This is a genomic window from Staphylococcus sp. EG-SA-14 (genome assembly GCF_017151935.1).
Taxonomy (GTDB): Bacteria; Bacillota; Bacilli; order Staphylococcales; family Staphylococcaceae; genus Staphylococcus; species Staphylococcus aureus.
This window is the reverse complement of the sequence record NZ_JACVZM010000024.1, coordinates 16475-39539: the sequence shown is the minus strand read 5'-3', so window position 1 is coordinate 39539 and position 23065 is coordinate 16475. Positions and strand designations below refer to the sequence as shown.

At 31.1% G+C, this 23065-nt stretch carries 23 protein-coding genes and 2 pseudogenes; 8 read left to right on the top strand and 17 right to left on the bottom strand.

Translation table 11 applies throughout. The annotated features are described in order from the left end of the window. Nucleotides 1-763 precede the first annotated feature (763 nt). The 3 genes from perR to bcp form a co-directional block, all read right to left on the bottom strand. Nucleotides 764-1210, bottom strand: coding sequence for a peroxide-responsive transcriptional repressor PerR (gene perR, locus IDG63_RS12360; protein WP_000110011.1), 447 nt, complete (start codon nucleotides 1208-1210; stop codon nucleotides 764-766). Nucleotides 1211-1306: 96 nt separating this feature from the next. After that, entirely contained in the window at nucleotides 1307-2257 is a 951-nt protein-coding gene (locus IDG63_RS12355; RefSeq protein WP_000869455.1) for a phosphoglycerate dehydrogenase, read from the bottom strand. 5 nt (nucleotides 2258-2262) lie between these two features. Continuing rightward, nucleotides 2263-2718, bottom strand: coding sequence for a thioredoxin-dependent thiol peroxidase (gene bcp / locus IDG63_RS12350; RefSeq protein ID WP_000939521.1), 456 nt, complete (start codon nucleotides 2716-2718; stop codon nucleotides 2263-2265). A gap of 80 nt (nucleotides 2719-2798) precedes the next feature. Here bcp and IDG63_RS12345 point away from each other — a divergent pair, with 80 nt between their 5' ends. Both IDG63_RS12345 and IDG63_RS12340 read left to right on the top strand, forming a co-directional pair. Further along, nucleotides 2799-4088, top strand: a complete 1290-nt coding sequence (locus tag IDG63_RS12345; protein WP_001011599.1) for a glutamate-1-semialdehyde 2,1-aminomutase — start codon at nucleotides 2799-2801, stop codon at nucleotides 4086-4088. Nucleotides 4089-4380: 292 nt separating this feature from the next. Further along, nucleotides 4381-5475: an FUSC family protein gene (locus tag IDG63_RS12340; RefSeq protein ID WP_001817633.1), complete on the top strand. Its 1095-nt coding sequence runs from the start codon at nucleotides 4381-4383 to the stop codon at nucleotides 5473-5475. 89 nt (nucleotides 5476-5564) lie between these two features. On the opposite strand, the pseudogene IDG63_RS12335 reads toward IDG63_RS12340, so the two are convergent. From IDG63_RS12335 to mutY, 4 genes and pseudogenes are all read right to left on the bottom strand, one after another. Continuing rightward, a pseudogene (locus IDG63_RS12335) lies at nucleotides 5565-5658 on the bottom strand (hypothetical protein). An 8-nt stretch (nucleotides 5659-5666) separates the two neighbouring features. Continuing rightward, nucleotides 5667-7403: an SAV1866 family putative multidrug efflux ABC transporter gene (locus IDG63_RS12330; RefSeq protein ID WP_000597238.1), complete on the bottom strand. Its 1737-nt coding sequence runs from the start codon at nucleotides 7401-7403 to the stop codon at nucleotides 5667-5669. A gap of 290 nt (nucleotides 7404-7693) precedes the next feature. Next, nucleotides 7694-8236, bottom strand: a complete 543-nt coding sequence (ntdP, locus tag IDG63_RS12325) for a nucleoside tri-diphosphate phosphatase (protein ID WP_000251253.1) — start codon at nucleotides 8234-8236, stop codon at nucleotides 7694-7696. A 302-nt stretch (nucleotides 8237-8538) separates the two neighbouring features. Then, nucleotides 8539-9576, bottom strand: a complete 1038-nt coding sequence (gene mutY, locus IDG63_RS12320; RefSeq protein WP_000284753.1) for an A/G-specific adenine glycosylase — start codon at nucleotides 9574-9576, stop codon at nucleotides 8539-8541. A gap of 151 nt (nucleotides 9577-9727) precedes the next feature. Here mutY and IDG63_RS12315 point away from each other — a divergent pair, with 151 nt between their 5' ends. Continuing rightward, a complete protein-coding gene (locus tag IDG63_RS12315; RefSeq protein WP_000379098.1) occupies nucleotides 9728-10705 on the top strand; it encodes a metal-dependent hydrolase in 978 nt (325 codons plus the stop codon). A 39-nt stretch (nucleotides 10706-10744) separates the two neighbouring features. Further along, nucleotides 10745-10951: pseudogene (locus IDG63_RS12310) on the top strand (metal-dependent hydrolase); the annotation flags it as partial. A gap of 260 nt (nucleotides 10952-11211) precedes the next feature. On the opposite strand, the gene IDG63_RS12305 reads toward IDG63_RS12310, so the two are convergent. The 7 genes from IDG63_RS12305 to IDG63_RS12275 form a co-directional block, all read right to left on the bottom strand. Next, on the bottom strand, nucleotides 11212-12048 hold the full coding sequence (locus IDG63_RS12305) for a hypothetical protein (RefSeq protein ID WP_000886456.1): 837 nt from the start codon (nucleotides 12046-12048) through the stop codon (nucleotides 11212-11214). A gap of 8 nt (nucleotides 12049-12056) precedes the next feature. Continuing rightward, a complete protein-coding gene (locus IDG63_RS12300) occupies nucleotides 12057-13574 on the bottom strand; it encodes an ABC transporter ATP-binding protein (protein ID WP_000535834.1) in 1518 nt (505 codons plus the stop codon). A gap of 14 nt (nucleotides 13575-13588) precedes the next feature. Further along, a complete protein-coding gene (locus IDG63_RS12295; RefSeq protein ID WP_000435806.1) occupies nucleotides 13589-13903 on the bottom strand; it encodes a YfhH family protein in 315 nt (104 codons plus the stop codon). Then, on the bottom strand, nucleotides 13881-14699 hold the full coding sequence (gene recX / locus IDG63_RS12290) for a recombination regulator RecX (protein WP_001124422.1): 819 nt from the start codon (nucleotides 14697-14699) through the stop codon (nucleotides 13881-13883). The genes IDG63_RS12295 and recX overlap by 23 nt, the downstream gene beginning before the upstream one ends. Nucleotides 14700-14959: 260 nt before the next feature. Continuing rightward, entirely contained in the window at nucleotides 14960-15769 is an 810-nt protein-coding gene (gene sgtB, locus IDG63_RS12285; protein WP_000830380.1) for a monofunctional peptidoglycan glycosyltransferase SgtB, read from the bottom strand. Between the two features lie 340 nt (nucleotides 15770-16109). Next, nucleotides 16110-16625 (bottom strand): type 1 glutamine amidotransferase domain-containing protein, encoded by a 516-nt coding sequence (locus IDG63_RS12280; RefSeq protein ID WP_000163283.1) that lies wholly within the window; start codon nucleotides 16623-16625, stop codon nucleotides 16110-16112. Nucleotides 16626-16755: 130 nt separating this feature from the next. Then, on the bottom strand, nucleotides 16756-16917 hold the full coding sequence (locus tag IDG63_RS12275) for an SE1561 family protein (protein ID WP_001005407.1): 162 nt from the start codon (nucleotides 16915-16917) through the stop codon (nucleotides 16756-16758). A 223-nt stretch (nucleotides 16918-17140) separates the two neighbouring features. Here IDG63_RS12275 and yfkAB point away from each other — a divergent pair, with 223 nt between their 5' ends. Next, the gene (yfkAB, locus tag IDG63_RS12270; RefSeq protein ID WP_001089622.1) at nucleotides 17141-18292 is read left to right on the top strand and encodes a radical SAM/CxCxxxxC motif protein YfkAB; all 1152 of its coding nucleotides are present in this window, start codon (nucleotides 17141-17143) and stop codon (nucleotides 18290-18292) included. A 259-nt stretch (nucleotides 18293-18551) separates the two neighbouring features. On the opposite strand, the gene IDG63_RS12265 is transcribed toward yfkAB, so the two are convergent. From IDG63_RS12265 to IDG63_RS12255, 3 genes are all read right to left on the bottom strand, one after another. After that, complete coding sequence (locus IDG63_RS12265) at nucleotides 18552-19082, bottom strand: acyl-CoA thioesterase (protein ID WP_000184383.1); 531 nt, start codon at nucleotides 19080-19082, stop codon at nucleotides 18552-18554. A gap of 89 nt (nucleotides 19083-19171) precedes the next feature. Beyond that, a complete protein-coding gene (locus IDG63_RS12260; protein WP_072419726.1) occupies nucleotides 19172-20428 on the bottom strand; it encodes an aminopeptidase in 1257 nt (418 codons plus the stop codon). 2 nt (nucleotides 20429-20430) lie between these two features. Further along, nucleotides 20431-20631 (bottom strand): DUF1128 family protein, encoded by a 201-nt coding sequence (locus IDG63_RS12255; RefSeq protein WP_000180460.1) that lies wholly within the window; start codon nucleotides 20629-20631, stop codon nucleotides 20431-20433. A gap of 146 nt (nucleotides 20632-20777) precedes the next feature. Between IDG63_RS12255 and IDG63_RS12250 the strand changes: the two genes are divergently transcribed. The 3 genes from IDG63_RS12250 (at nucleotide 20778) to IDG63_RS12240 (ending at nucleotide 23019) form a co-directional block, all read left to right on the top strand. Then, a complete protein-coding gene (locus IDG63_RS12250; RefSeq protein ID WP_000228666.1) occupies nucleotides 20778-21242 on the top strand; it encodes a low molecular weight protein-tyrosine-phosphatase in 465 nt (154 codons plus the stop codon). A 6-nt stretch (nucleotides 21243-21248) separates the two neighbouring features. Next, entirely contained in the window at nucleotides 21249-21524 is a 276-nt protein-coding gene (locus tag IDG63_RS12245; protein ID WP_000428172.1) for a YtxH domain-containing protein, read from the top strand. A gap of 277 nt (nucleotides 21525-21801) precedes the next feature. Continuing rightward, nucleotides 21802-23019 (top strand): YihY/virulence factor BrkB family protein, encoded by a 1218-nt coding sequence (locus tag IDG63_RS12240; RefSeq protein ID WP_000037079.1) that lies wholly within the window; start codon nucleotides 21802-21804, stop codon nucleotides 23017-23019. Nucleotides 23020-23065 lie beyond the last annotated feature (46 nt).

Here is a 23065-nt window from a genome sequence, read left to right as displayed (position 1 = left end):
GCCAGGATCAAACTCTCCATAAAAATTATGATGTTTGATTAGCTCATAAATACTAAATAATGTTTGTAACTTATAGTTACGTTTTTGGAATTAACGTTGACATATTGTCATTCAGTTTTCAATGTTCGTTTGTCACTTACAAGATTTAATTATAACTCGTAAGTTTTTGTAAGTCAAGAATTATTTTTAATTATTTTATTTCTAAAAAATAAATTTCCTAACTCAATTAATTCAACAAATATTATTTTATTATGTATTTGTTCGAATTTCAATAGTCAAATTTACACTTTATTAATATTTTAAATCAACAACTTAAAACATTTGTTTTTTAAATATTAGTGCCGTTTGACGACTTTTATATAATATCAAGTTATTCTAGTAGAGTCAACATAAAACAACACTTATTTTTGTTTAAAAATTACTGTTGAAGGGATTATTTTCTATTCGTAAGTACTATATGTATTTAAAGTGTAATTCCTTATGCTTTTTACTTCAGTTTTACAAACAAACTTATACTCACTTTATGGATAGTTATTTAGTAGACCTTCGTTTGAATATTTTTATGTTTATTTATAAAGGATACTAGTTATTAGTTAATACCACTTCCGTAGTTAGAATATTCTTTTCTTCAATTTAAATATTTTTCAGAATAAGCATAAAAAAAAGTTAAACAACTTTCATGTCGTTTAACTTCTTAAATATTACGCTTACTTATATGAAGTAAGCTAACGCTTTTTTAATTTGTCATACTACCAAAGTTAAATTATTTATCTTGGCATTCTTTACAAACTCCATAAATTTCCATTCGATGATGTGTTACGTCAAAGTCAGTCATATGCTGAGCTAATCTTTCAATTTCATTTAACTGTGGATATTGAAAATCAACAATCTTACCACATTGTTCACATATAATATGATAATGATTATGTGTATTAAAGTCGAATCGACTTGATGAGTCTCCATATGTTAATTCTTTTACAATTCCAATATCTTTAAACACTCTTAAGTTATTATATATTGTCGCAACACTTATATTTGGAAAATCAGGTGAAAGTGCTTGATAAATTTCATCAGCTGTTGGATGAGTATGTGAAGAAATTAAATAACGTAATATTGCTTGTCTTTGAGGTGTAATTCTTACGCCTGCTTGTCGCAATGATGCAATTGATTCTTCTAGTTCATGTTCAATTGATTCTATTTCAACACTCATCTATATCACCATCTTTCTTATATAATAATTATTATTACTTACTATAAATATAACTGTAGTATTGCGCGCGTGTCAATATTTACATGATGATTTCATTTAATAGCCTTTTTTAGCATCAACTTCATTCTCAATTAGACCATTCTTATTGAGAAAATTAACTAGATTGTTTTTAAAAATATCTAATAAGTCATACTTTGCTTCATAATCATTACCAGTTATATGCGCTGTTATAGTTACATTATCCAATTCATATAATTCATGATTAGGTTTCAAAGGTTCATTTTCAAACACATCTAAATATGCATGTCGAATAACTTTACTTTTTAATACTTCTATTAAGAGCGCTTCTTTAACTATGCTACCTCGTCCTATATTTATAAAAAGTGCTTCATCTTTCATTAATTCAAAATGTTTTTTCTTTAGTAAATGAATCGTTTCTTGCGTTTCTGGTAAAGCATTTATAATAATGTCAGCATTTGGTAATGTGCTTTCAAGTGATTCGATAGTATATATCTCGTCAAACTCATCTTTGTTCTGACCTGACTTGCTCAGACCAATTAAATTCATATTAAAAGCCTTTGCTAACTTCGCAGTTCTAGTAGCAATTGCACCTGTACCTAAAAATAAAACTGTTTGTCCTGATAGGCGTTTACCAGTTATTTTCGAATCATATATATGTTGTCGTTGGTTATCATATGATAGTTTCATCTTTTTATAATCATCTAAAATGAAAGCTAAAATGTATTCAGATAATTGTTTAGCTTGAACACCTTTTCCATTAGTTAAAAGTATGCCGTGATCTGCAATATAATCTAACGGCAATGTATTTACACCCGTTGCAAACCATGCAATCCATTTTAAATTCGGGCAACGTCGTAAAAATGCCTCATTGATACCGCCATCATAACCAACTAATATATCTAAATCAGCCAAGTCGCTCTCAGGTATTTCTGATGCTTTTTTATAAAATTTAAAATCTAAATCTGAAAAGCGTTGTTGTAATTCAGTTTCAACTTCACGCATACGATTTAACCCAACAACTTTCATATATGTCACCCCAAAATGTTTTTAAGTTCTTCTATTTGTGTTTTAACCTTAACCTTCTCGATAACATCTAATACTTTACCTTGTTCATCTATTATAAAAGTCGTTCTTACAATGCCCATACTTTCTTTGCCAAATGATTTTTTTAACTGATATACGCCAGTTTCTTTAGCTAATTTAAAATCTTCATCTACTAATAAATCGAAATTCAATCCGTGTTTCTCAATAAAATTTTGGTGTTTTTTCTTTGAATCACCGCTTATACCATATACTGCAACATCTAAATCATTGAACATTTCTAAATTGTCTCTAAAGTCACAAGCTTCTGTGGTACAAGTAGGTGTATTATCTCTAGGATAAAAATATATAATCGCCTTTTTACCTTTTAATGTATCATTTGTAATGACAGTTCCGTCTTGATTTTCTAATTTAAATATTGGAAATTGTTCTCCTTTTTGCAACATATAATCACCTTTTTCTTCATTATAATAATTTTATGATACGATATTAGATGAAAATATTAAATTAAAAGAGGTTGATATAAATGAATTTTAGTGAAAGTGAACGTTTACAACAACTTTCAAACGAATATATTCTAGGCGGTGTCAATTCCCCTTCTCGTTCTTATAAAGCTGTAGGAGGCGGTGCACCTGTTGTTATGAAAGAAGGACACGGTGCATATTTATATGATGTCGATGGCAATAAATTTATTGATTACCTTCAAGCATACGGTCCAATTATTACGGGGCATGCACATCCTCATATTACTAAAGCAATTCAAGAACAAGCTGCTAAAGGTGTTTTATTTGGTACACCGACTGAATTAGAAATTGAATTCAGCAAAAAATTACGTGATGCAATTCCATCTCTTGAGAAAATTCGCTTTGTAAATTCTGGAACAGAAGCAGTCATGACAACAATTCGTGTTGCACGTGCATATACTAAAAGAAATAAAATTATAAAATTTGCTGGATCTTATCATGGCCATTCTGATTTAGTATTGGTTGCAGCAGGTAGCGGCCCATCTCAGCTCGGTTCTCCAGACTCAGCTGGTGTTCCAGAAAGCGTCGCACGTGAAGTCATTACTGTACCTTTCAATGATATTAACGCCTATAAAGAAGCAATTGAATTTTGGGGTGATGAAATTGCCGCAGTATTAGTAGAACCAATTGTTGGTAACTTTGGAATGGTAATGCCTCAACCTGGATTTTTAGAAGAGGTTAATGAAATTTCGCATAACAATGGGACACTAGTGATTTATGATGAAGTAATTACTGCATTCCGTTTCCATTACGGTGCCGCTCAAGATTTATTAGGTGTTATCCCTGATTTAACTGCATTTGGTAAAATTGTTGGCGGTGGTTTACCAATTGGAGGCTATGGTGGACGTCAAGATATTATGGAACAAGTAGCACCTCTAGGACCTGCATATCAAGCTGGTACAATGGCTGGTAACCCGTTATCTATGAAAGCAGGTATTGCATTACTCGAAGTACTAGAACAAGACGGTGTTTATGAAAAATTAGACAGCTTAGGCCAACAACTAGAAGAAGGTTTACTTAAATTAATCGAAAAACATAATATCACAGCTACAATTAATCGTATTTATGGATCTTTAACATTGTACTTTACAGATGAAAAAGTCACACATTATGATCAAGTTGAACATTCTGACGGCGAAGCGTTCGGTAAATTTTTCAAATTAATGTTAAATCAAGGTATCAATTTAGCACCTTCTAAGTTTGAAGCTTGGTTCTTAACAACTGAACATACAGAAGAAGATATTCAACAAACTTTAAAAGCTGCAGACTATGCTTTTAGTCAAATGAAATAACTTTTAAGGAAGTATATTTTTAATTGAATTAAAATAAAACAAATGCTCACATAGTAGATTCATTTTATATCGTTAACTATTAACGTTTAACTTGATATGTCACTATGTGAGTTTTTATTTTACAAATTTATACTCTTTTAATCTCTGACTAAAGTTTTACATCGCTATCAGTATTATGTATGATTTATTTTAACAACTATAAATAAGCTTGAATTTTGTAACTAGTAAGTGTATAACAGTAATGAATACGAATATTAGATATTCAATAAACTTAAAAGGGGCGTCATTATTTTTGAGACTAGGAGCTCGGATTTTTAAAACTGGTATAGCCATTATTTTAGCTATGTCTATCGCTTCTTTACTACCGGATGATGTTGGTCTGAAAGCCTTAGCTGGTGTCAGTGCTGTTGTTGCAATGCAACCTAGTATTTATCGTTCATTTAAAACAGTTTCTGATCAGGCATTAGGTAACATTATAGGTGCCATACTTTCTGTTACAATGGTAACAATTTTTAGTGATAATTTTATCATTATGGGTGTTACCGTCATAGTACTTATTGCTATTTTATTTAAATTTAATTTAGCACATGTTGCTACTTTGGCGAGTGTAACAGCATTAATCATTATGGGACAACATACCGGTTCTTTCTATATTACCGCCTTTTACAGGTTTGTACTTGTAATGATTGGTGTCATAAGTTCATCTCTAGTTAACTTTGTGTTTCTACCACCTAAATTTGAAACAAAAATTTACTATAATTCATTAAATATATCCTCAGATATTTTTATGTGGTTTAAATTAGTATTAAATGATACGACGGAGTTTAATAATATTAAACAAGATAGTCATAATTTAAAACAACGTGTCGAAAAGTTAGAGAAAATTTATGATTACTATAGCGAAGAACGTCCTATTACAAAAAAACATATTCACCAACAGAATAGAAAGAAAATACTTTTCAGAGAAGTAGTTCAGACGACTAGACAAGCTTATGAAGTATTAAACAAATTGTCGCGTTATCAAAACGACTTATATTTACTTAATAACAATTTCCTATTACAAATCAAATTAGATTTAGATTCATTAACTGCTTTTCACGAGCAAATTTTAGCTAGCCTTTCTAAAAAAGCACGTTATAATGTGACACATGTTGATTATGAGTTAGATAATCCGCAGAAAAAAAATTTATTGTCTACATTTCAGCATGAGTTAATAAATCATCCTTATCAAACGGAATATTCGTTTGCCAATGTTATGCAAATTGTTGCAGCCATCGAAGAGTATCGACACCATTTAGAGCATTTAGACCGCATAAGAATTAGCTTTTTCACATATCATAGATCTGATGCAGACATTGAAATTGTTGAAGAAGACTTTGATTTATAACATTAAAAAAATTCCTATAATTAATTCCACAATGAGATAAAGTAATATTGAATCTCGAAATTAAATTTAAAAAAGCAGTAAGATTATTTTCAATTAAGAAAATCTCTTACTGCTTTTTCTTATGTTATGACCCCACCATCCTGTTACAAATTTTCTCTTCAAGATTGTACTGAAGTCAAACAACTAATACTTTATAAGTTTTGAATGCTATATAAATGCTCGTAAGCACCTTGTTTTGCAATCAATTCACGATGCGTACCTGTTTCAACAATATGTCCATTTTCAATTACGACAATTTTGTCAGCATGTGTAATAGTGGACAAGCGATGCGCTACGATAAGTGTCGTTCGATCTTTACTCAACACATCTAATGCTTCTTGAATAATGGATTCACTTTCTAAATCAAGTGCACTTGTTGCTTCATCCAAAATAAGAATTGGCGGATTATTTAAAAATATTCTAGCAATCGATAATCTTTGTTTTTGACCACCTGATAATTTAACACCTCGTTCACCTACTTCAGTGTCATATCCCTGTGGCAAGTTCATAATAAAGTCATGTGCATTAGCCATTTTCGCCGCTTCAACTACTTCTTCATCTGTTGCTGTTGGACGACCAAGTAAAATATTTTCCTTAACTGTATCAGAGAATAAAATATTATCCTGTTGCACCAATCCTATTTGATTTCTTAAACTTCCCGTTAAAAAATCTTTAATGTTGTGACCATCTATTAAAATTTGCCCAGAAGTTACATCGTAAAATCTCGGTATTAAGTTAATTAATGTTGATTTACCACCACCACTCATACCTACGAAAGCAACTGTTTCTCCTTTTTCAATACTCAAATTAATATCTTTTAAAATTGGAGCTTCGTTATCGTTATATTGAAAACTAACATGATCAATATCAATACGACCTTGTTTAATTTCAATAGGTTGAGCACCAACACCATTTTTGATGTCATAATCTTCATCAATTAATTGGAATACACGGTCCATTGAAGCAAAACTTTGCGTTAAAGTTGTAAATGATGCGACTAAACGACGTAAAGGCCCGAACAATAACTCTAAGTATCCAACAAATGCTGCAAGTGTACCTACTGTGATTGATCCAGAAATAGCAAGATATGCACCAACACCGATGACAATAATTGGTCCAATATCTGTAACTGTATTAATTGCGGCAAAGGAATAGGCATTCCATCTTGTATGTTTCAACGCACGTGTTAAGAAATTAGTATTCTTTTTATCAAAGTTTTTCGCTTCATTGTCTTCAATCGCAAAACTTTTAACGACTGAAATACCTTGAACACGTTCATGCAAGAATCCTTGAACCTCAGCTAATGCTTGAGATCTTTCACGTGTCAATTTTCTTAATCTTCCAAAGAAAACGTACACCGTTAAAATGTAAAATGGGAAGATAAACAGTGCTGCTAAAGTCAATTTCACATCTAAAAAGAACATTATGGATAGTGCAATAATAATTGTTATACAATCTAACCAAATATTCATTAACCCGGTTAAAATGAAATCTTTTGTTTGTTCAACATCATTAATCACTCTAGATATTACTTGACCTACTTGATTATTAGCATAAAATCTCGCACTTAAAGCTTGTAAATGGTTATATAACTTTTTACGTATATCATACAATATTTTATTACTTGTCCATTGCGCCAAATATTGACGTATAAATTCAATTGGTGGTCTCACTATTACAAAAATAAATAATGCGATACCAATGGCAATAGTTAAATGATGAACTTTTTCATCAGTCGTTAATGCGTGGTTATTAATCACGCCATCTATTGCATATTTAATTAAAAGTGGTATAAGCATTGGTATACCAAACTTAATTATTCCAACAATAATCGTTGCAAAAATACGATATTTGTATGGCTTAACAAATTGCAAATATCGTTTAATCATACAATCCCCCCTAATCTATTGCCCTATCCTATTCATAAGCATAAAAATGAATAGAGGTTGGATACATAATTTGTAGATGTAAATTCTTCTTACAATTTACATTTTTAAAATTAAGATATCTCAACCTCTGTCATATTCATGTGATTAAATACGTTGTCTTATTCGTATGTTATATTCTATTCAATTTAATCTATGGATACTGTGTCCCCACACGACAGCAAAAGTTATCATACTTCTTTACATCACTAAGTCAATATAAATGATTTAATCAGTATTTACACTTTATTTGCTTAATACTGTCTAATTTTTTTGTAACGTTCTTTCCAAACTTTGATAAAATCTGGCGCGAATGGGCCCTTCTTCTGTTCTATCCATTGTTGAAGAATGTCCACGTTGCGTCTTAAAATAATATCAATATCATGCGGATAATTCATTTGATTCATATGTTGCTCATATTCATCTTCATCTAATAAATGATACTTTCCGTTTGGATATACTTTAATATCTAAATCATAGTCTATATATTTTAATGCCTCTTCATCACAAACAAATGGTGATGACAAATTGCAATAGTAATAAATTCCATCTTCTCTAAACATGCAGATAACATTAAACCAATATTCTGAGTGAAAGTAAACAATTGCCGGTTCACGTGTTATCCAAGTTCTTCCGTCACTTTCAGTTACTAACGTATGATCATTGCCACCAATGACAACATGATCAGTACCCTTTAATATTGTTGTTTCAGACCAAACGCGATGAATCTTACCATCATGTTTATAACTCTGAATTTTAATGTTTTCCCCTTCTTTAGGTATGGATTCTCTGACCATACTCCACACCACCTTCTGTTAATTTAACCATTATAAATTATAGCATATTTCAGAAATAGTATTATATAAATACATATTTTTACGAAATAAGATTTTACTACTTAATAATTAAACTAGGTAATATTGCTAAGTACTACAACAGAGATTTACATGTCCCATTTAAAGTATATAAAATCATCACTTTTATAAATCAACACTTTAACTTTTTGACATTGTTATCCTATGAGATTTAAAGATATCATTTATACATTTTTAAAATTAATGTCACTATGTTTTCCGATAATATTACCAATCATCGAATGTTACCCATTTATAAATTGATAAATCTTTGACATAGGTACAGGGAATGTATATTGGTCTCGATCACTTAAATTAAACCAAATCATGTCATCTGGTAATGTTTCAATGTTAATTGCTCCTGAAACGGCGTATACTTTAATCTTCCATGTTAAATGAGTAAATTGATGCTTCAACTCAAAAATAGGTGTTTCTACTGGTTGAATGTCATGACCGATTTTTTCAGTCATTTTACGTCTAGCATGCTCACTTTCAAACATAGGAAATTGCCACATACCATGCAATAATTTTTCGCTACGCTTTTGCAACAGATATTGACCTTGATTATTTCTAATTAAAAAGACGGATTGCTCAATTACTTTTTTACTTACATTTTTAGATTTAACAGGTAACTTTTCAAATGTACCTTTATCAAATGCCTCACAGTTTTCTTGAACTGGACAAAATAAGCATAATGGATTTTTTGGTGTACAAATTAACGCCCCTAATTCCATCATAGCTTGATTAAACGTTCCAGCTTCTGTAGTAACATACGGTAATAATTCTTGTTCGTACGATTTCCTCGTCGATTGTAATTTAATATCTCGATAGTCATCATTCAATCTAGACCATACTCGAAAAACATTTCCGTCTACAGTTGCTAGTGGTACATTATATGCAATGCTCATTACTGCAGCTTGTGTGTATGGGCCAACACCTTTTAACGCTTTAAATTGATCAGGATCTTTGGGAACTAAGCCTTCATATTTATCATGAACTTCTTTAATCGCCGTATGAAAATTTCGAGCTCTACTATAATATCCTAAGCCTTCCCAATACTTTAACACTTCATCTTCCGAAGCTTGACTCAAAACTTCCACAGTTGGAAATCGTTCAACAAAACGATGATAATAGTCAATAACTGTTTTAACTTGTGTCTGTTGTAACATGACCTCACTTAACCAAATATAGTACGGATTGGTCGTTTGTCGCCATGGCATTTCTCTTTGATTTTCATCAAACCAGTGTATCAAATTTTCTTTAAAACTAGACTGCTGATACATTTATAAAACCCTTTCCTCACCAAAATTAATTGTCTTTACTCATAATGTTTTTATTGTACATTAAAATCATGGTTAGTATGTAAGTTAATTTAGTTATTTGCGAAATTGGATTATAATAGTATATATAATATTATGAAATGAGTGAACTGATATGGACACTGCAACACATATCGCAATTGGGGTGGGCCTTACAGCACTTGCAACTCAAGATCCAGCAATGGCTTCTACGTTTGGTGCAACAGCTACAACCCTTATCGTTGGTTCATTAATTCCTGATGGGGATACTGTTCTTAAATTAAAGGACAATGCAACATATATTTCGCATCATAGAGGTATCACGCATTCCATCCCTTTCACAATACTATGGCCAATTTTAATTACATTTTTAATATTCACGTTCTTTAGTGGAACCAACCCATTTCATGTATGGATGTGGGCTCAGCTCGCAGTATTTTTACATGTCTTTGTAGATATATTCAATTCTTATGGTACACAAGCGCTTAGACCTATCACAAACAAATGGATTCAATTAAGTGTGATTAACACATTTGACCCTATTATTTTCACAGTTCTTTGTATTGGTATTGTATTATGGGTTATAGGCTTGCATCCATTTGCAGTCTTCTTTCCTATAATCGCTTTACTAATCATTTATTACATGATTCGTTTTAAAATGAGAGCCGTAATTAAGCAACAAGCTTTAAAAGCAATTCAACAAGAGCATCACCCTGTTAAAGTATTTGTTGCGCCAACAATAAAATTTATGGAATGGCGTGTCGCGATACAAACTGATGCACATGACTATGTTGGAAAAGCATATGGTAGGAATGTGGTGTTTAGTGATAAAGTGGAACGTCAAACATTATCAACAGACTCCATTTTATGGAAAGTCAAAGGTAATAAAGATATACGTACTTTTTTAAACTTTTCATCAATCTATCGTTGGCAAACAACAACGTTAGCAGATGGTTCTACTGAAATTCGTTTGATTGATTTGCGTTATTTAAAAAATGATCATTATTCATTTGTGGCAATTGCACATGTAACAAATGATAATGTCATAGACCACTCTTATATTGGCTGGGTATTTACAGAAGATAAGTTACAACGTAAACTGTATGCTAAATAATTTCAAGTTATTATTCACTAAAGTTAATCTATAAAAAATGACTTTTCATCAATCTATCGTTGGCAAACAACAACGTTAGCAGATGGTTCTACTGAAATTCGTTTGATTGATTTGCGTTATTTAAAAAATGATCATTATTCATTTGTGGCAATTGCACATGTAACAAATGATAATGTCATAGACCACTCTTATATTGGCTGGGTATTTACAGAAGATAAGTTACAACGTAAACTGTATGCTAAATAATTTCAAGTTATTATTCACTAAAGTTAATCTATAAAAAATGAACAACCGGGCAGAATGAAAATCAAAACGATTTTTACTCTGTCCGGTTTTTTAATGTAAAACTATGAATGCTTTTACAAAACCTAAAATTTATATTGTCGCTAACAAACTACCTTTAATGACTCGAAATATCAAAATCAGTATAGGAAAACAATATCTAGATGATATTCTAATTGTTTCTGATTCTCACAGATTAATTTACACAACAGGTCAGCTAAACATCATGAAGAAGTATCCGCCTCGTCTGTACTATCATTTGAAAAATCTTGTTGATTATCAGTTTGTGTCACTTTAGATGTTTTATTATAAATTGCGTGTGTCGTATACCTTGCTAATACGAAATTTACTGCAGCTATTAAACATAAGAATAAAATAAAGTAAAAATGATATGGAATGTTTTCCATACTTGATATACCAAATATGATAGATTGTGCTATACCATTAACAATGTAATATATTGGATTCAGCATTAGGATGTGATTGATAAATACATGATTTGGATTTGGTATGAAAATAATTGGTAACAATAAGAAACACAATACACAAATCCCATAAAATATGATATTTATTTTTTCGGTTAACAGTCGAATAAGACCAAAAGTAACGGATATTAATCCTACAAAAATAGTTGCCATCACAATAAAATAGAATAGCGCTATATATGATGTTTCGAAGTTTACTGGTTTAACCAATGCACTTATCATCGTCAAAATGACTAGCATAATAAAACTTAAAATAGACATAATAACTACTGGCGTCGCTGCGGAAATATTAAATAACTTAGTCACTAAAAAGTCATTCATATAATGATGATAAGAGATATAAATTGTGAACATCAATACCGCAAAAACAATCAATGCAATAATTCTAAATAACCATCGCACCTCTTTAACATCGGTCAAATGACTAAAGGAAAATAGCGTTTCACTTGCAATAATAAGTATTAAACATGCAGCTAATACGATTAGAAAACTTTTCCAACTTTGTTTTAAACGTTCTGTTACATACCTTTTAGTATGCGGTAAGTTTTTAAAATATAAAATAATATTATCTAGCATCTTTACACCTACAATTCAATATAAATCCATTTGTCTTCTTTCAAATTGGCAATACAATATCCATTCCCAACTTTAGTAATCCAAATGTTATTGTTAATATTAAACTTATCTTTTAATTCTTTTTTATCTACAATTGGATAAACAAAACCGTATAACTGATTATTATCATTGAAAAGTAATTGTATCGGTTGTTGTGTAACGGATGCAACGAAACGGTTATCATCATCAGGAACTAAAGTTTTTATAACTGAACTATGCTTTTTATGTAATTGACTATTAAAGTATGCATAGTAATTACTATAATTTGATTTCATATATGGTGCTAATTTTTTAAAACTATGCGTTTGATATAAACCTGCCGGGTTAAAATATTCTAATTTATCTTTACTAACATAGTAAGTCTTATTATCGGCGGTAACACGATAATTTTTACTATTTTCGCCAGTAATTGTAACTACACTATATTTTGGAATTGTGACTTGTTTATCCCCTTGCATATCCACACTGCCATTAAAAGCAATTCCATAAGCTAACTTTTCGCCATATGGATCTTTATTTTCATTTTGCATCGTAGCACGATTCGTAAAATCTGTTATCGAAATAATTCCTATATTATTGAAAATGAGCAACATCATCAATGCTAAGCCTAAAATGGTACCTGAGGCTAAAGTCCAAAAACGCACTAAAAACTTAGGCGGTTTTGCATGATTATAGCGCTCAACACGTTTGAAATTATAGGTCATCTCTGGTATTCTTGTACGATTCTTTTTCCAATCTAAATCAAAGTTTTCAATTTCTTCTTTTGAGTTTAGACTTAATCGATCACGTTCATGTTCTTTAAAAGATGGAATAACTTGTTTAAGTGACCCTTCCATTCTTAATTGACCATGTGAAAACCAAGCTATGTAGTTACTCACTTGTGAAATTTTATCAATATCATCACCAATTGACACAATCGTTAAATTATTTTCAATATAATCATTTGTTAATTCAATCGCACGTTCCATAAATTGTGGTGTTAAATAGTCAATAACATGATTTAAAATAATAATATTTGATTTTGATGAGCGTGCAATACTTAATAGTAATTGAGCGTATGCCGCTTTCGATATATGGTTAACCGGCTTCGTTTTATAATCGCCTAAATGTGCATATTGAATAATCTGTTCAGCTTTATGATCATTAATTTCATATGGAAATAGTTGAACTAACTGCGCTGTATAAGCTTCAACAGTTTGATGAATTAACGATTGATCTTCAATATATCCGTAGAACAAATCTTCAGTACAAACTACTTTACCTTTATCAGGTTTAATTGCACCTGCCAACAATTGACCTACCAACGCTTTGGAAGATTCAGGTTCACCAATTATACCTAATGCTTCTCCTTGATAAATATGTAAACTAATATTGTTTAAATCGATATCTTCAGCATCATATCCAAAAGGTAAATACCATTTCTTATTCTGTTTATTCCTATAGTAGTGTGTTACTTTTAGTAACTTTAAAACAATTGAACTTCCCATCTATTTTCATCCTTCTATAATTGTAATAACGCTATAGGTAAGCCTTCTTCGGGTTCGTCGCTATTAAATCTAAACCCCCACGCAAAAATACCTTTTAATCTTTCTACTTTAAAATATTGATTACTGCCATCAGTCAGTTTATAAATTTTACCAATTTCTATCTTTTTTCTGTCTACTAAGTAACTTTCGGCAACAATTACTTTACTTTGATAAACGTCATATTCATTTAAAATACCATTCATCTCAGCTTTTCTCATTTTCTCTTTATAAAGTTGTATTTCGTGTCTTAATTCTGGCTCAGACATCTCACTCAATTTCTTCTGTTCCATCGGCAATACCACTTTCTTCTAATTTAGCTTTAATTTTATCATATTTATATCCTTTTCTCATAAGGCCTTCGATAGTTTTTGAAATTAATTTCTGTTGCGTGTACTTCTTTCGATTTTTATTATAAATTTTTTCTAAATCTCGTTGTAATAAATCGTCTAAAACCGCTTCATCTTGTGTAAAATCCATTTCATTCAATACAGCATGAATGGTTTCCATTTCAAACCCTTTTTGAATTAAAGATTGCATTACTTTTTCTTTAACCTTATTTTGTGGCCCTTTTTTTGTTTTAGATATTTTTTCAGCAATTTGGATAATATCATCAAGTTCCTGTTGTTCTCTATAAAGTTCTGTAAACATTTCAATGATATTTGGTTCTATACCAAGTTGATATAGTTTTTGTTGATAAATTTTAGGTCCTTTATCTGTCGTGCGAATCATTGTATTCTTTAAACTTTCCGCATAATCTTGATGGTCGATTAACTTTTCGCGATAACAATATTCAATCACTTCAGAAATCGCTTGCTCTGATATCTCTTCTTTTTGTAAATATTGTATAACTTCTTTTTCAGTTCTCTTTTTATATGATAAATATTGGATTGCTTTGTTTAAACCTATGCGATAATGATCATACTTTTGAATCTCTGCCATGTCAGCAGCTTCAAGTTGTTGCCCTTTTTTTAAATTAAATTTGACTAATGTATCGATATCTATACCCATTTCAAATTGTTCGTCTAAAAAAAGATTAAAACGTTCTTTGTTTTTCTTTTGAACTTCTATTTTAGTAATCTTCGGCACTGGATCACCCCTTTACTTTCTCAAGTTTTAATACAATACTCTTTTATTATTCAATAAGCCACTTCCTATAGCAAATGTTTAACTTTAAATATTTTTCGATGCTAACAAAAAATCACACTATCATCTTTTAAAATGAAAGTGTGATTACAAGCAAATCTGTAAAATTTATAAAGCAGAAACAATTCAACTTTATCATTATGACATTTCAATTAAACCTTCTACATTATAGTTCCAAGCATCTTACACATGAATGCAAGTATTTAACGATTTAATTGTGACATAGCCTGTTGATATTGTGTTTCATTGATATAATTTTGTTGCTTCATTTTTTCTAAGTTCGTGCTTACACGTTGCGTAAAATTCTCTGACATATTATTGATATTATATACGCTAGGTGCATTGACTTTACTAGCTAAAATAGCGCTTTGTAAAACTGTTATGTGAGACATTGTTGTACTATTTTTATTCACGGTTGTTCCAAAGTAATGGTTTGCTGCGCCCTCAAGCGTATATTGATTATCCCCAAAGTAAATATTATTTAAATAAAAGCTTAAAATTTCGTTCTTATTATATTGTTTTTCAACTCGATGAGCTACAAATAATTCTTTTACTTTTCTAGTAAATGAACGATCATTATCATAAAAATAATTTTTGACAACTTGTTGTGTAATGGTACTACCACCTTGCACATCTCTGTCGCTAATCGTTGAAAATAAAGCTCTAGTTGTACCTTTCAAATCGAATCCATGATGATTGTAGAATCGTTCATCTTCCATTGAAATAAAGGCACCTTTAACATACTCTGGCATGTTATCAGCTGACACAAAACTACTTTTATTTTCAATTTTTCTTAGTTCATCCACATTATCGCGTGTAGATAAAAAATACATGATACCAATAAACAATGCGATAATGATTAGAATGGTTAATAATATTTTCAATAGTATTCGTTTACTTTTTTTCTTTTTCGGCGGTTTGCCAACTGGTTGATAATACGTATTATAGTGAGGTTCGTGTTTCATATGCTCAAAATGTTCATTTGAGTTTGAGTACCTATCGCTTCTTTTCATGCGTTTGCTCCTTCTTTTAAAACTCACTTAGTATATACCTTGAGTTTACCAGTACTATCACAAATAGGCTACACTTTTTGGGAAAATCAGTCCAAGGGCTTACAATCGTATACGCCATCATACTTACTTTTTTGTTTTTTGAAAAAATTATAGATAAATCATTGCAATTTTAAATATTAATCATGTCAAATATTGTTATATTTTGTAAAAATAAAAGACCATCCCTATTAAATGCCAATAGAGACGACCTTTTATTTGTTATTCATTTATTAAAACTAAAATCCATATTTCATTTCAAACGAAAATATATAAATTTTAACAATCGATAACCACAATACTTCTATTGTAATTGTTTAACGATTTCTCGATTAAAATCATCTAAATCGTCTGGTACTCGACTTGTTACAATATTGTTGTCTACAACTACTGACTCATCAACTACATGTGCGCCTGCATTTGATAAATCTTTGCGTACATTTAATACTGCTGTTAACGTACGACCTTTTAAATCGTCTGTATCTATTAGTATTTGTGGCCCATGACAAATGGCAAATGTTGGTACATCATTTTTAGTAAAGTATTTAGCAAATGTGCCATATCGACCTTCTGTATCTCCACGTAAATGATCTGGTGAAAATCCTCCAGGAATTAATAATGCATCATAATCTTCTGGTTTAGCTTCTGCAATGCCTACATCGACAGTAACTTTTTCACCGTGTTTACCAACAACTTCACTATTTGCAGTATCTCCAATCACTACAGTATTAAAGCCTGCATTCTCTAATGCCTCTTTAGGGCTTGAATATTCTATATCTTCAAATTCGTTTGCTAGAATAATTGCTACTTTTTTAGTCATTGAAAATCACCTTTCTATATATCATTGATATAATTACTATAGACAAGTAAATCAGTGATTAAACATACAAGATATAAAAAATATTAAGCGACTATCGCGATATCTAACTCTAACACATCTTATGTGGCATTTACTTAGATACTAATTTAACCTTTTCTTCAAGCTGATCTAACAATCCAATCCATTCATCTATATCTTCAACACGTACTTCATCAGGATTTACATGATCGATATCCTCAATAAACTTATTTAAACGCGCTTTTATCTGTTCGATTGTTTGCTGTTCATTCATAAAAAGTTAACTCCTTTTATTTTGTTTTCTTTTTCATTATTATCCTAACAGAAATTGCGTTAAAGCGATATAATCTTAGCTATATTTATGACATTCAAATTATTTTGACTTTTAAAAATCCCCTTTTCAATTAACTAAAATTAAGAGATAATTTGTTACGAGTGATAATACGAAGTGGTATCATACCGATATGAACCAAATAGAAAGAAGGAAGTTTAAGACGATGAATAGCGTCAAATTGAAGCAACCTGTTAGCATTTACAATGATCCATGGGAATCATATAACGATGTTAAAGAACATGGCCAATTAACTTTAAGTAACATCGAATTTACAACTACAAATCTTTGTAATATGCGTTGTAGCCACTGTGCAGTTGGTTATACTTTACAAACTGTCGACCCCGAGCCTTTAGATATGGACTTAATTTATCGTAGACTTGATGAAATTCCAAATCTGCGAACGATGTCAATTACAGGTGGCGAACCAATGTTTTCTAAAAAGTCTATTAGAAATGTTGTTAAACCTCTATTAAAGTATGCACATCATCGAGGTATATATACACAAATGAATTCAAACCTAACATTGCCTCAAGATCGTTATTTAGATATTGCTGAATATATCGATGTTATGCATATCTCACACAACTGGGGAACAACTGATGAATTCGCAAATGTTGGCTTTGGCGCAATGAAGAAGCAACCACCGTTAAAAGCTAAGTTAAAATTATATGAACAAATGATTTCGAATGCACGTACATTATCAGAACAAGGAATGTTTGTATCTGCGGAAACAATGCTCAATCAAAGTACGCTACCACATTTACGAAAAATACATCAAGAAGTCGTTCATGATATGAAATGTAGCAGACACGAGATTCACCCTATGTATCCAGCTGACTTTGCAAGTCAATTAAATGTGTTAACTCTAGCGGAAATGAAAAAGACAATTCATGATATATTGGATTTCAGAGATGAAGATATTTGGATGTTATTTGGTACTTTGCCTGTGTTTCCATGCTTAAAAGATGATGAAGATCAAAAGTTACTATCACGTTTAAGAACTGCTAAAAATGTAACGACTAGAAATGACCCGGATGGCCGTAGTCGTTTAAATGTCAATGTATTTACAGGTAATGTAATCGTAACTGATTTCGGAGATGAAACAGGTACAATTTCGAATATACAAAAAGATAAATTAACAGATGTATTTGATAAATGGTTATCCTCTGATCTTGCTAAATCATTAAATTGTCATTGTTCCGAGTTTAGTTGTTTAGGACCAAATGTTCTTGTTAAAAATATGTACTATCCGAATATGGATTTTAAAGATAATGAGCGTCATATGCACAAACAACCACAAATTATACAATTTTAAAAACGCTTAATTATGCGGAGAAGCACTTTATCGATAAGTAGTCTCCGCATATTTTAATGCTATTATAAAATAAAAAACAATTAATTGCTGGCAGTACTCTACTTTAATAATAAAGGTCATTTAATAGGACTTATAGTCTATAATAAAAGGGTTAAATTTTAACTAAAAGCATAAACGTGCATAATCAAAAAGACAGATTGTAGGTGGAATATTCGAACATAACAGTTCAATTCATCCTTAACAATCTGTCTTTATATTTTTAGTCTCTAATATGTTGCACTTGAGCTAAATATTCAATTGTTTGTTTACTTTCAATGCGACGTGCTTTTCTTCGCTCAACACGTTGTGGTGCTGTATCATAAAACCATTTTTCAACATCATCTTCTGGATATACTCCAGGTACATGTTTAGGTTTGCCTTCATCATCTAACGCAACAAATGTTAAGTAACTTAATGCAGCTAAATCATGCTTGTTATTAAATACATCGTCAATTCTAATTTGAACGACCACTTCCATCGAACTTGTCCCAGCGTATGAAACCATCGCTACGTATTGTAATATGTCCCCTGTTTTAATCGGCTTTAAGAAATCTACTGAGTCTGTAGATGCGGTAACTACTTGCGCACCAGCATGTTTCATAGCTGTGATTGCTGCAATTTCATCAATATTAGCCATCAATGTACCACCAAACATTGTATGATGGTGATTCGTATCTTGAGGGAAAACTTGTCTATTTTTATAACATTTTGATTCTGACATAGATTTCATTGGTCTGTCCTGATTTGTCATTATTTTATCTCCCAATCTATACTTTAATCACGTATTTGACCTTTAAATACATGTTTCATTTCCTACTCAGCACCTCAAAATAACATTTATTAAAATGTTGATGCCCAATTTCCATTTTCAAATACTAGTTCTTTTGAACCATCTTCGAATATGCCATAAATAGTCAAATCACTACTACCAATCATGAAATCGACATGTACATTTGAATCATTTAATCCGCTTGCAATCTTTTCCTCAACAGTCATTTCCGTTCCACCTTGAATATTAAAGGCGTAAGCAGATCCAATCGCTAAATGACATGCTGCATTTTCATCAAATAAAGTATTGTAAAAAATGGTATTACGATTTGATATCGGTGAATCATCAGGTACTAATGCTACTTCACCTAATCTTCTTGAACCTTCATCAGTATTGATTAAATCTTTCAATACCGCTTCACCTTTTTCAGCTGAAAAATCAATAATCTCTCCATCTTTAAACATCAATTTAAATTGATCGATAATTGTGCCATTATAACTTAAAGGCAATTTATTAGTAACATATCCATCTACTCTATTTCGATCTGGTGCTGTAAATACTTCTTCAGTTGGTATATTAGCAATAAAAGCTTGTTCCTTGCCGTTAACATAACTTGTAGCATCTTCCCAGATATGATTTTTCGCTAAACCTACTGTTAAATCAGTACCTTCAGATACATAATGCAACGCATGGTAATTTTTTTGTTGTAACTTTTGAGCGTAAACACTTAAATTAGCGATGTGTTGACGCCAATTTTCAACTGGATCGTTACCATCAATTCGCACAATATCGAATACCTCGTCAATAAACTTAATATATGCTTCTTCTACAGATGGTTCAGGATACACTCTCTTCGCCCAAGCTTTAGATGGAAAAGCAGCTACGACCCATGGAAATTGATTTTTTTGTACACTTTCCATATATCCTTTAAATGCGCGTGCGTTTTGTTGTTGAAATGCTTGTAATTTTTGGCTATCGATACCATCCATTAAATCAGGATCTTCACTAATAAGTGCTAAATTAGCAGCGCCACGTTTAACGTAATCCATTCTCGCTTCAACATCATATGATTTTATCTCATGATTAGCAAAATGTTCCACAGATTCATTTTCAAATTTTAAGCGTTTTAAGGTTGGATCGCTATATACAACACGTACATCTGAAGCGCCACAATGATATGCTTCTTCTACAATTAAATGCGTTAATTCTAATGTTTCTACTGATGATCTAATAAATACTGGCTGTTTTGGTTGAACATTCATACCAACCTTAACTAATAGTTCAGCGTATTGTTGTAACTTTTCTTTGTAATTAGTCAAAATTCCCACTCCTAGTCGTGTCGCAATTGTCCTAAAGCGTCAGCAATAGCTGTCACTTCACTTGGCGACAATCTTTCTCTTGATTGAACAAAATCATATATATCTGTTAATTCTTCTTCATTTGCATTTTTATATTTTTCAGGATCTAATAATCCTTGATTAACAATATTTAACTTCTCTCTAATAGCTAATACTTTCTCTTCATTTGTCATAGCCACAATGTTCACCTCTAATAATAGTTATGTTATCAAAGTATCACAATTTAATAAACTTTAATAGAATTTTATATAATCTGCTTTCTTATTGTTTAAAGTCGCTATAAAATGGGGATATAACTACATAGTTTGGAGGAATCAAAATGGTAGATGTAGCATTTGTCTGTCTTGGCAATATATGTCGTTCTCCAATGGCAGAAGCAATCATGCGACAAAGACTTAAAGACAGAAATATTCATGATATTAAAGTACATTCAAGAGGTACTGGTAGCTGGAATTTAGGAGAGCCGCCTCATGAAGGTACACAAAAAATTCTCAACAAACACAATATTCCATTTGATGGCATGATTAGTGAATTATTCGAAGCGACAGATGATTTTGATTACATTGTGGCTATGGATCAAAGTAACGTTGATAATATTAAATCTATCAATCCTAATCTTAAGGGACAATTGTTCAAACTGTTAGAATTTAGTAATATGGAAGAGAGTGATGTACCAGATCCATACTACACGAATAATTTTGAAGGTGTATACGACATGGTATTATCATCTTGTGATAATTTAATAGACTACATCGTAAAAGATGCAAATTTGAAAGAGGGGTAGTTTTTTATGGAAAATAAATTTGTTCCTGGTATTTTAATTGGTGCCGTAATTGGTGGTGCAATTAGTTTAGCTGATAAATCTACACGTCAAGCTTTAGTTCAATCAGTTAAAGATGCAAAAAATGGTAACCGCACTCGTAAGCCTTCTAAAGTCAGCAAGATTAAAGACGAAGTTTTATACTGGAAAGATGTTGTTGAAGAAATTCGTCGTAATAATCCTGAATTAGAACGTTCATTAAAAGATGCGAAAGAAACATTTGTTAATAGAAAAAATCAACGCTAAGATGATTTTGTTTTTATAAGGCAATACTTAACAATTTGGTGTACGCCTTTCATAGTTATCATTATTAAATGATAATACAATGATTGGCCAAACTACATTGTTTCAGTATTGCCTTTGTTTTAATTTTAAATCAAAATAGCCTATGAAAGATTTAAATCAATTAATTTCTATAATATTATCATTTTTAAAGCATATCATTGTTTAGTTTTTTTATAATTGGATAAATACTAATAGTTACTTTATAAAACATTACATAGAGAAAGGTTAAGGAGTGCACATGTCGAAAAAGGATCACTCTTCTTCAAAATACCTTAATTCTGTTAAGGAAGCGCAAGAGGAGTCAAAAAAGAAAAATAAAAGTAATCCCAAAATTGATGTTGATCGTACATATATTGAACCTCAACAATTCCAATCTAAGAAACCTAAAAAAGATGATCAGGTTTTCTTCTTATCAAGATTAAATAAACCTGCAAAATATAAGAAAGACTCTAATTTCTTATCATATCTCATCTATCGCATAGGAAAAGATGATGCCTCAGGACTAGCAGCACAAATGACTTACCATTTCGTACTTGCTATGTTCCCTATGTTGCTTTTCCTATTAACATTATTACCATTTTTCAATATTAAGCAGAGTCAAATTACTAATATGTTAAGCAATGCACCCGCTGAAACATCTACTCTAATTAAGAGTGTAATTGGTGATATAACTCAAAACTCCAGTGGTGGCTTATTATCTATCGGTTTGATTTTAGCAATTTGGTCAGCTTCAAATGGAATGACTGCAATTATGAATTCTTTCAATGTTGCTTACGATGTAGAAGATAGCCGTAATGGAATCGTATTAAAACTACTAAGTGTTGTCTTCACTGTAGTTATGGGCGTTGTGTTTGTAGTTGCTCTAGCATTACCAACGCTTGGTTCTGTAATTAGTCATTTCCTATTCGGTCCACTTGGATTTGACGAACAAGTGAAATGGATTTTTAACCTTATTAGAATTGTGTTACCAATCATTATTATATTTATCGTATTTATCGTGTTATATTCGGTTGCACCTAACGTTAAAACGAAGCTTAAGTCAGTATTACCAGGTGCAGTATTTACTTCAATTATTTGGTTAGCTGGTTCATTTGGTTTTGGTTGGTATATTTCAAATTTTGGTAACTATTCTAAAACATATGGCAGTATCGCGGGTATCATCATTTTGTTACTATGGTTATATATCACAAGTTTTATTATAATTGTCGGTGCTGAAATCAATGCAATCATTCATCAGCGTAGTGTAATTAAAGGTAAAACACCTGAAGAAGCAGCATTAGAACATGATGACAATAATAAAAATCATTATAATGAGAACACTAGATACGAATATGATGAAGATAGTAATGCAACACATCAACGTACGTATCATGTTGATGAACATCCTAGTGATACCTATCCAGAAGATGATAAAAATATAAAAGACAAAATCGTTGATAAGCTTAAAAAAGACTAAACACCAACAAAACAGAGGTTTTCGCTAATGATTGCGAAGACCTCTG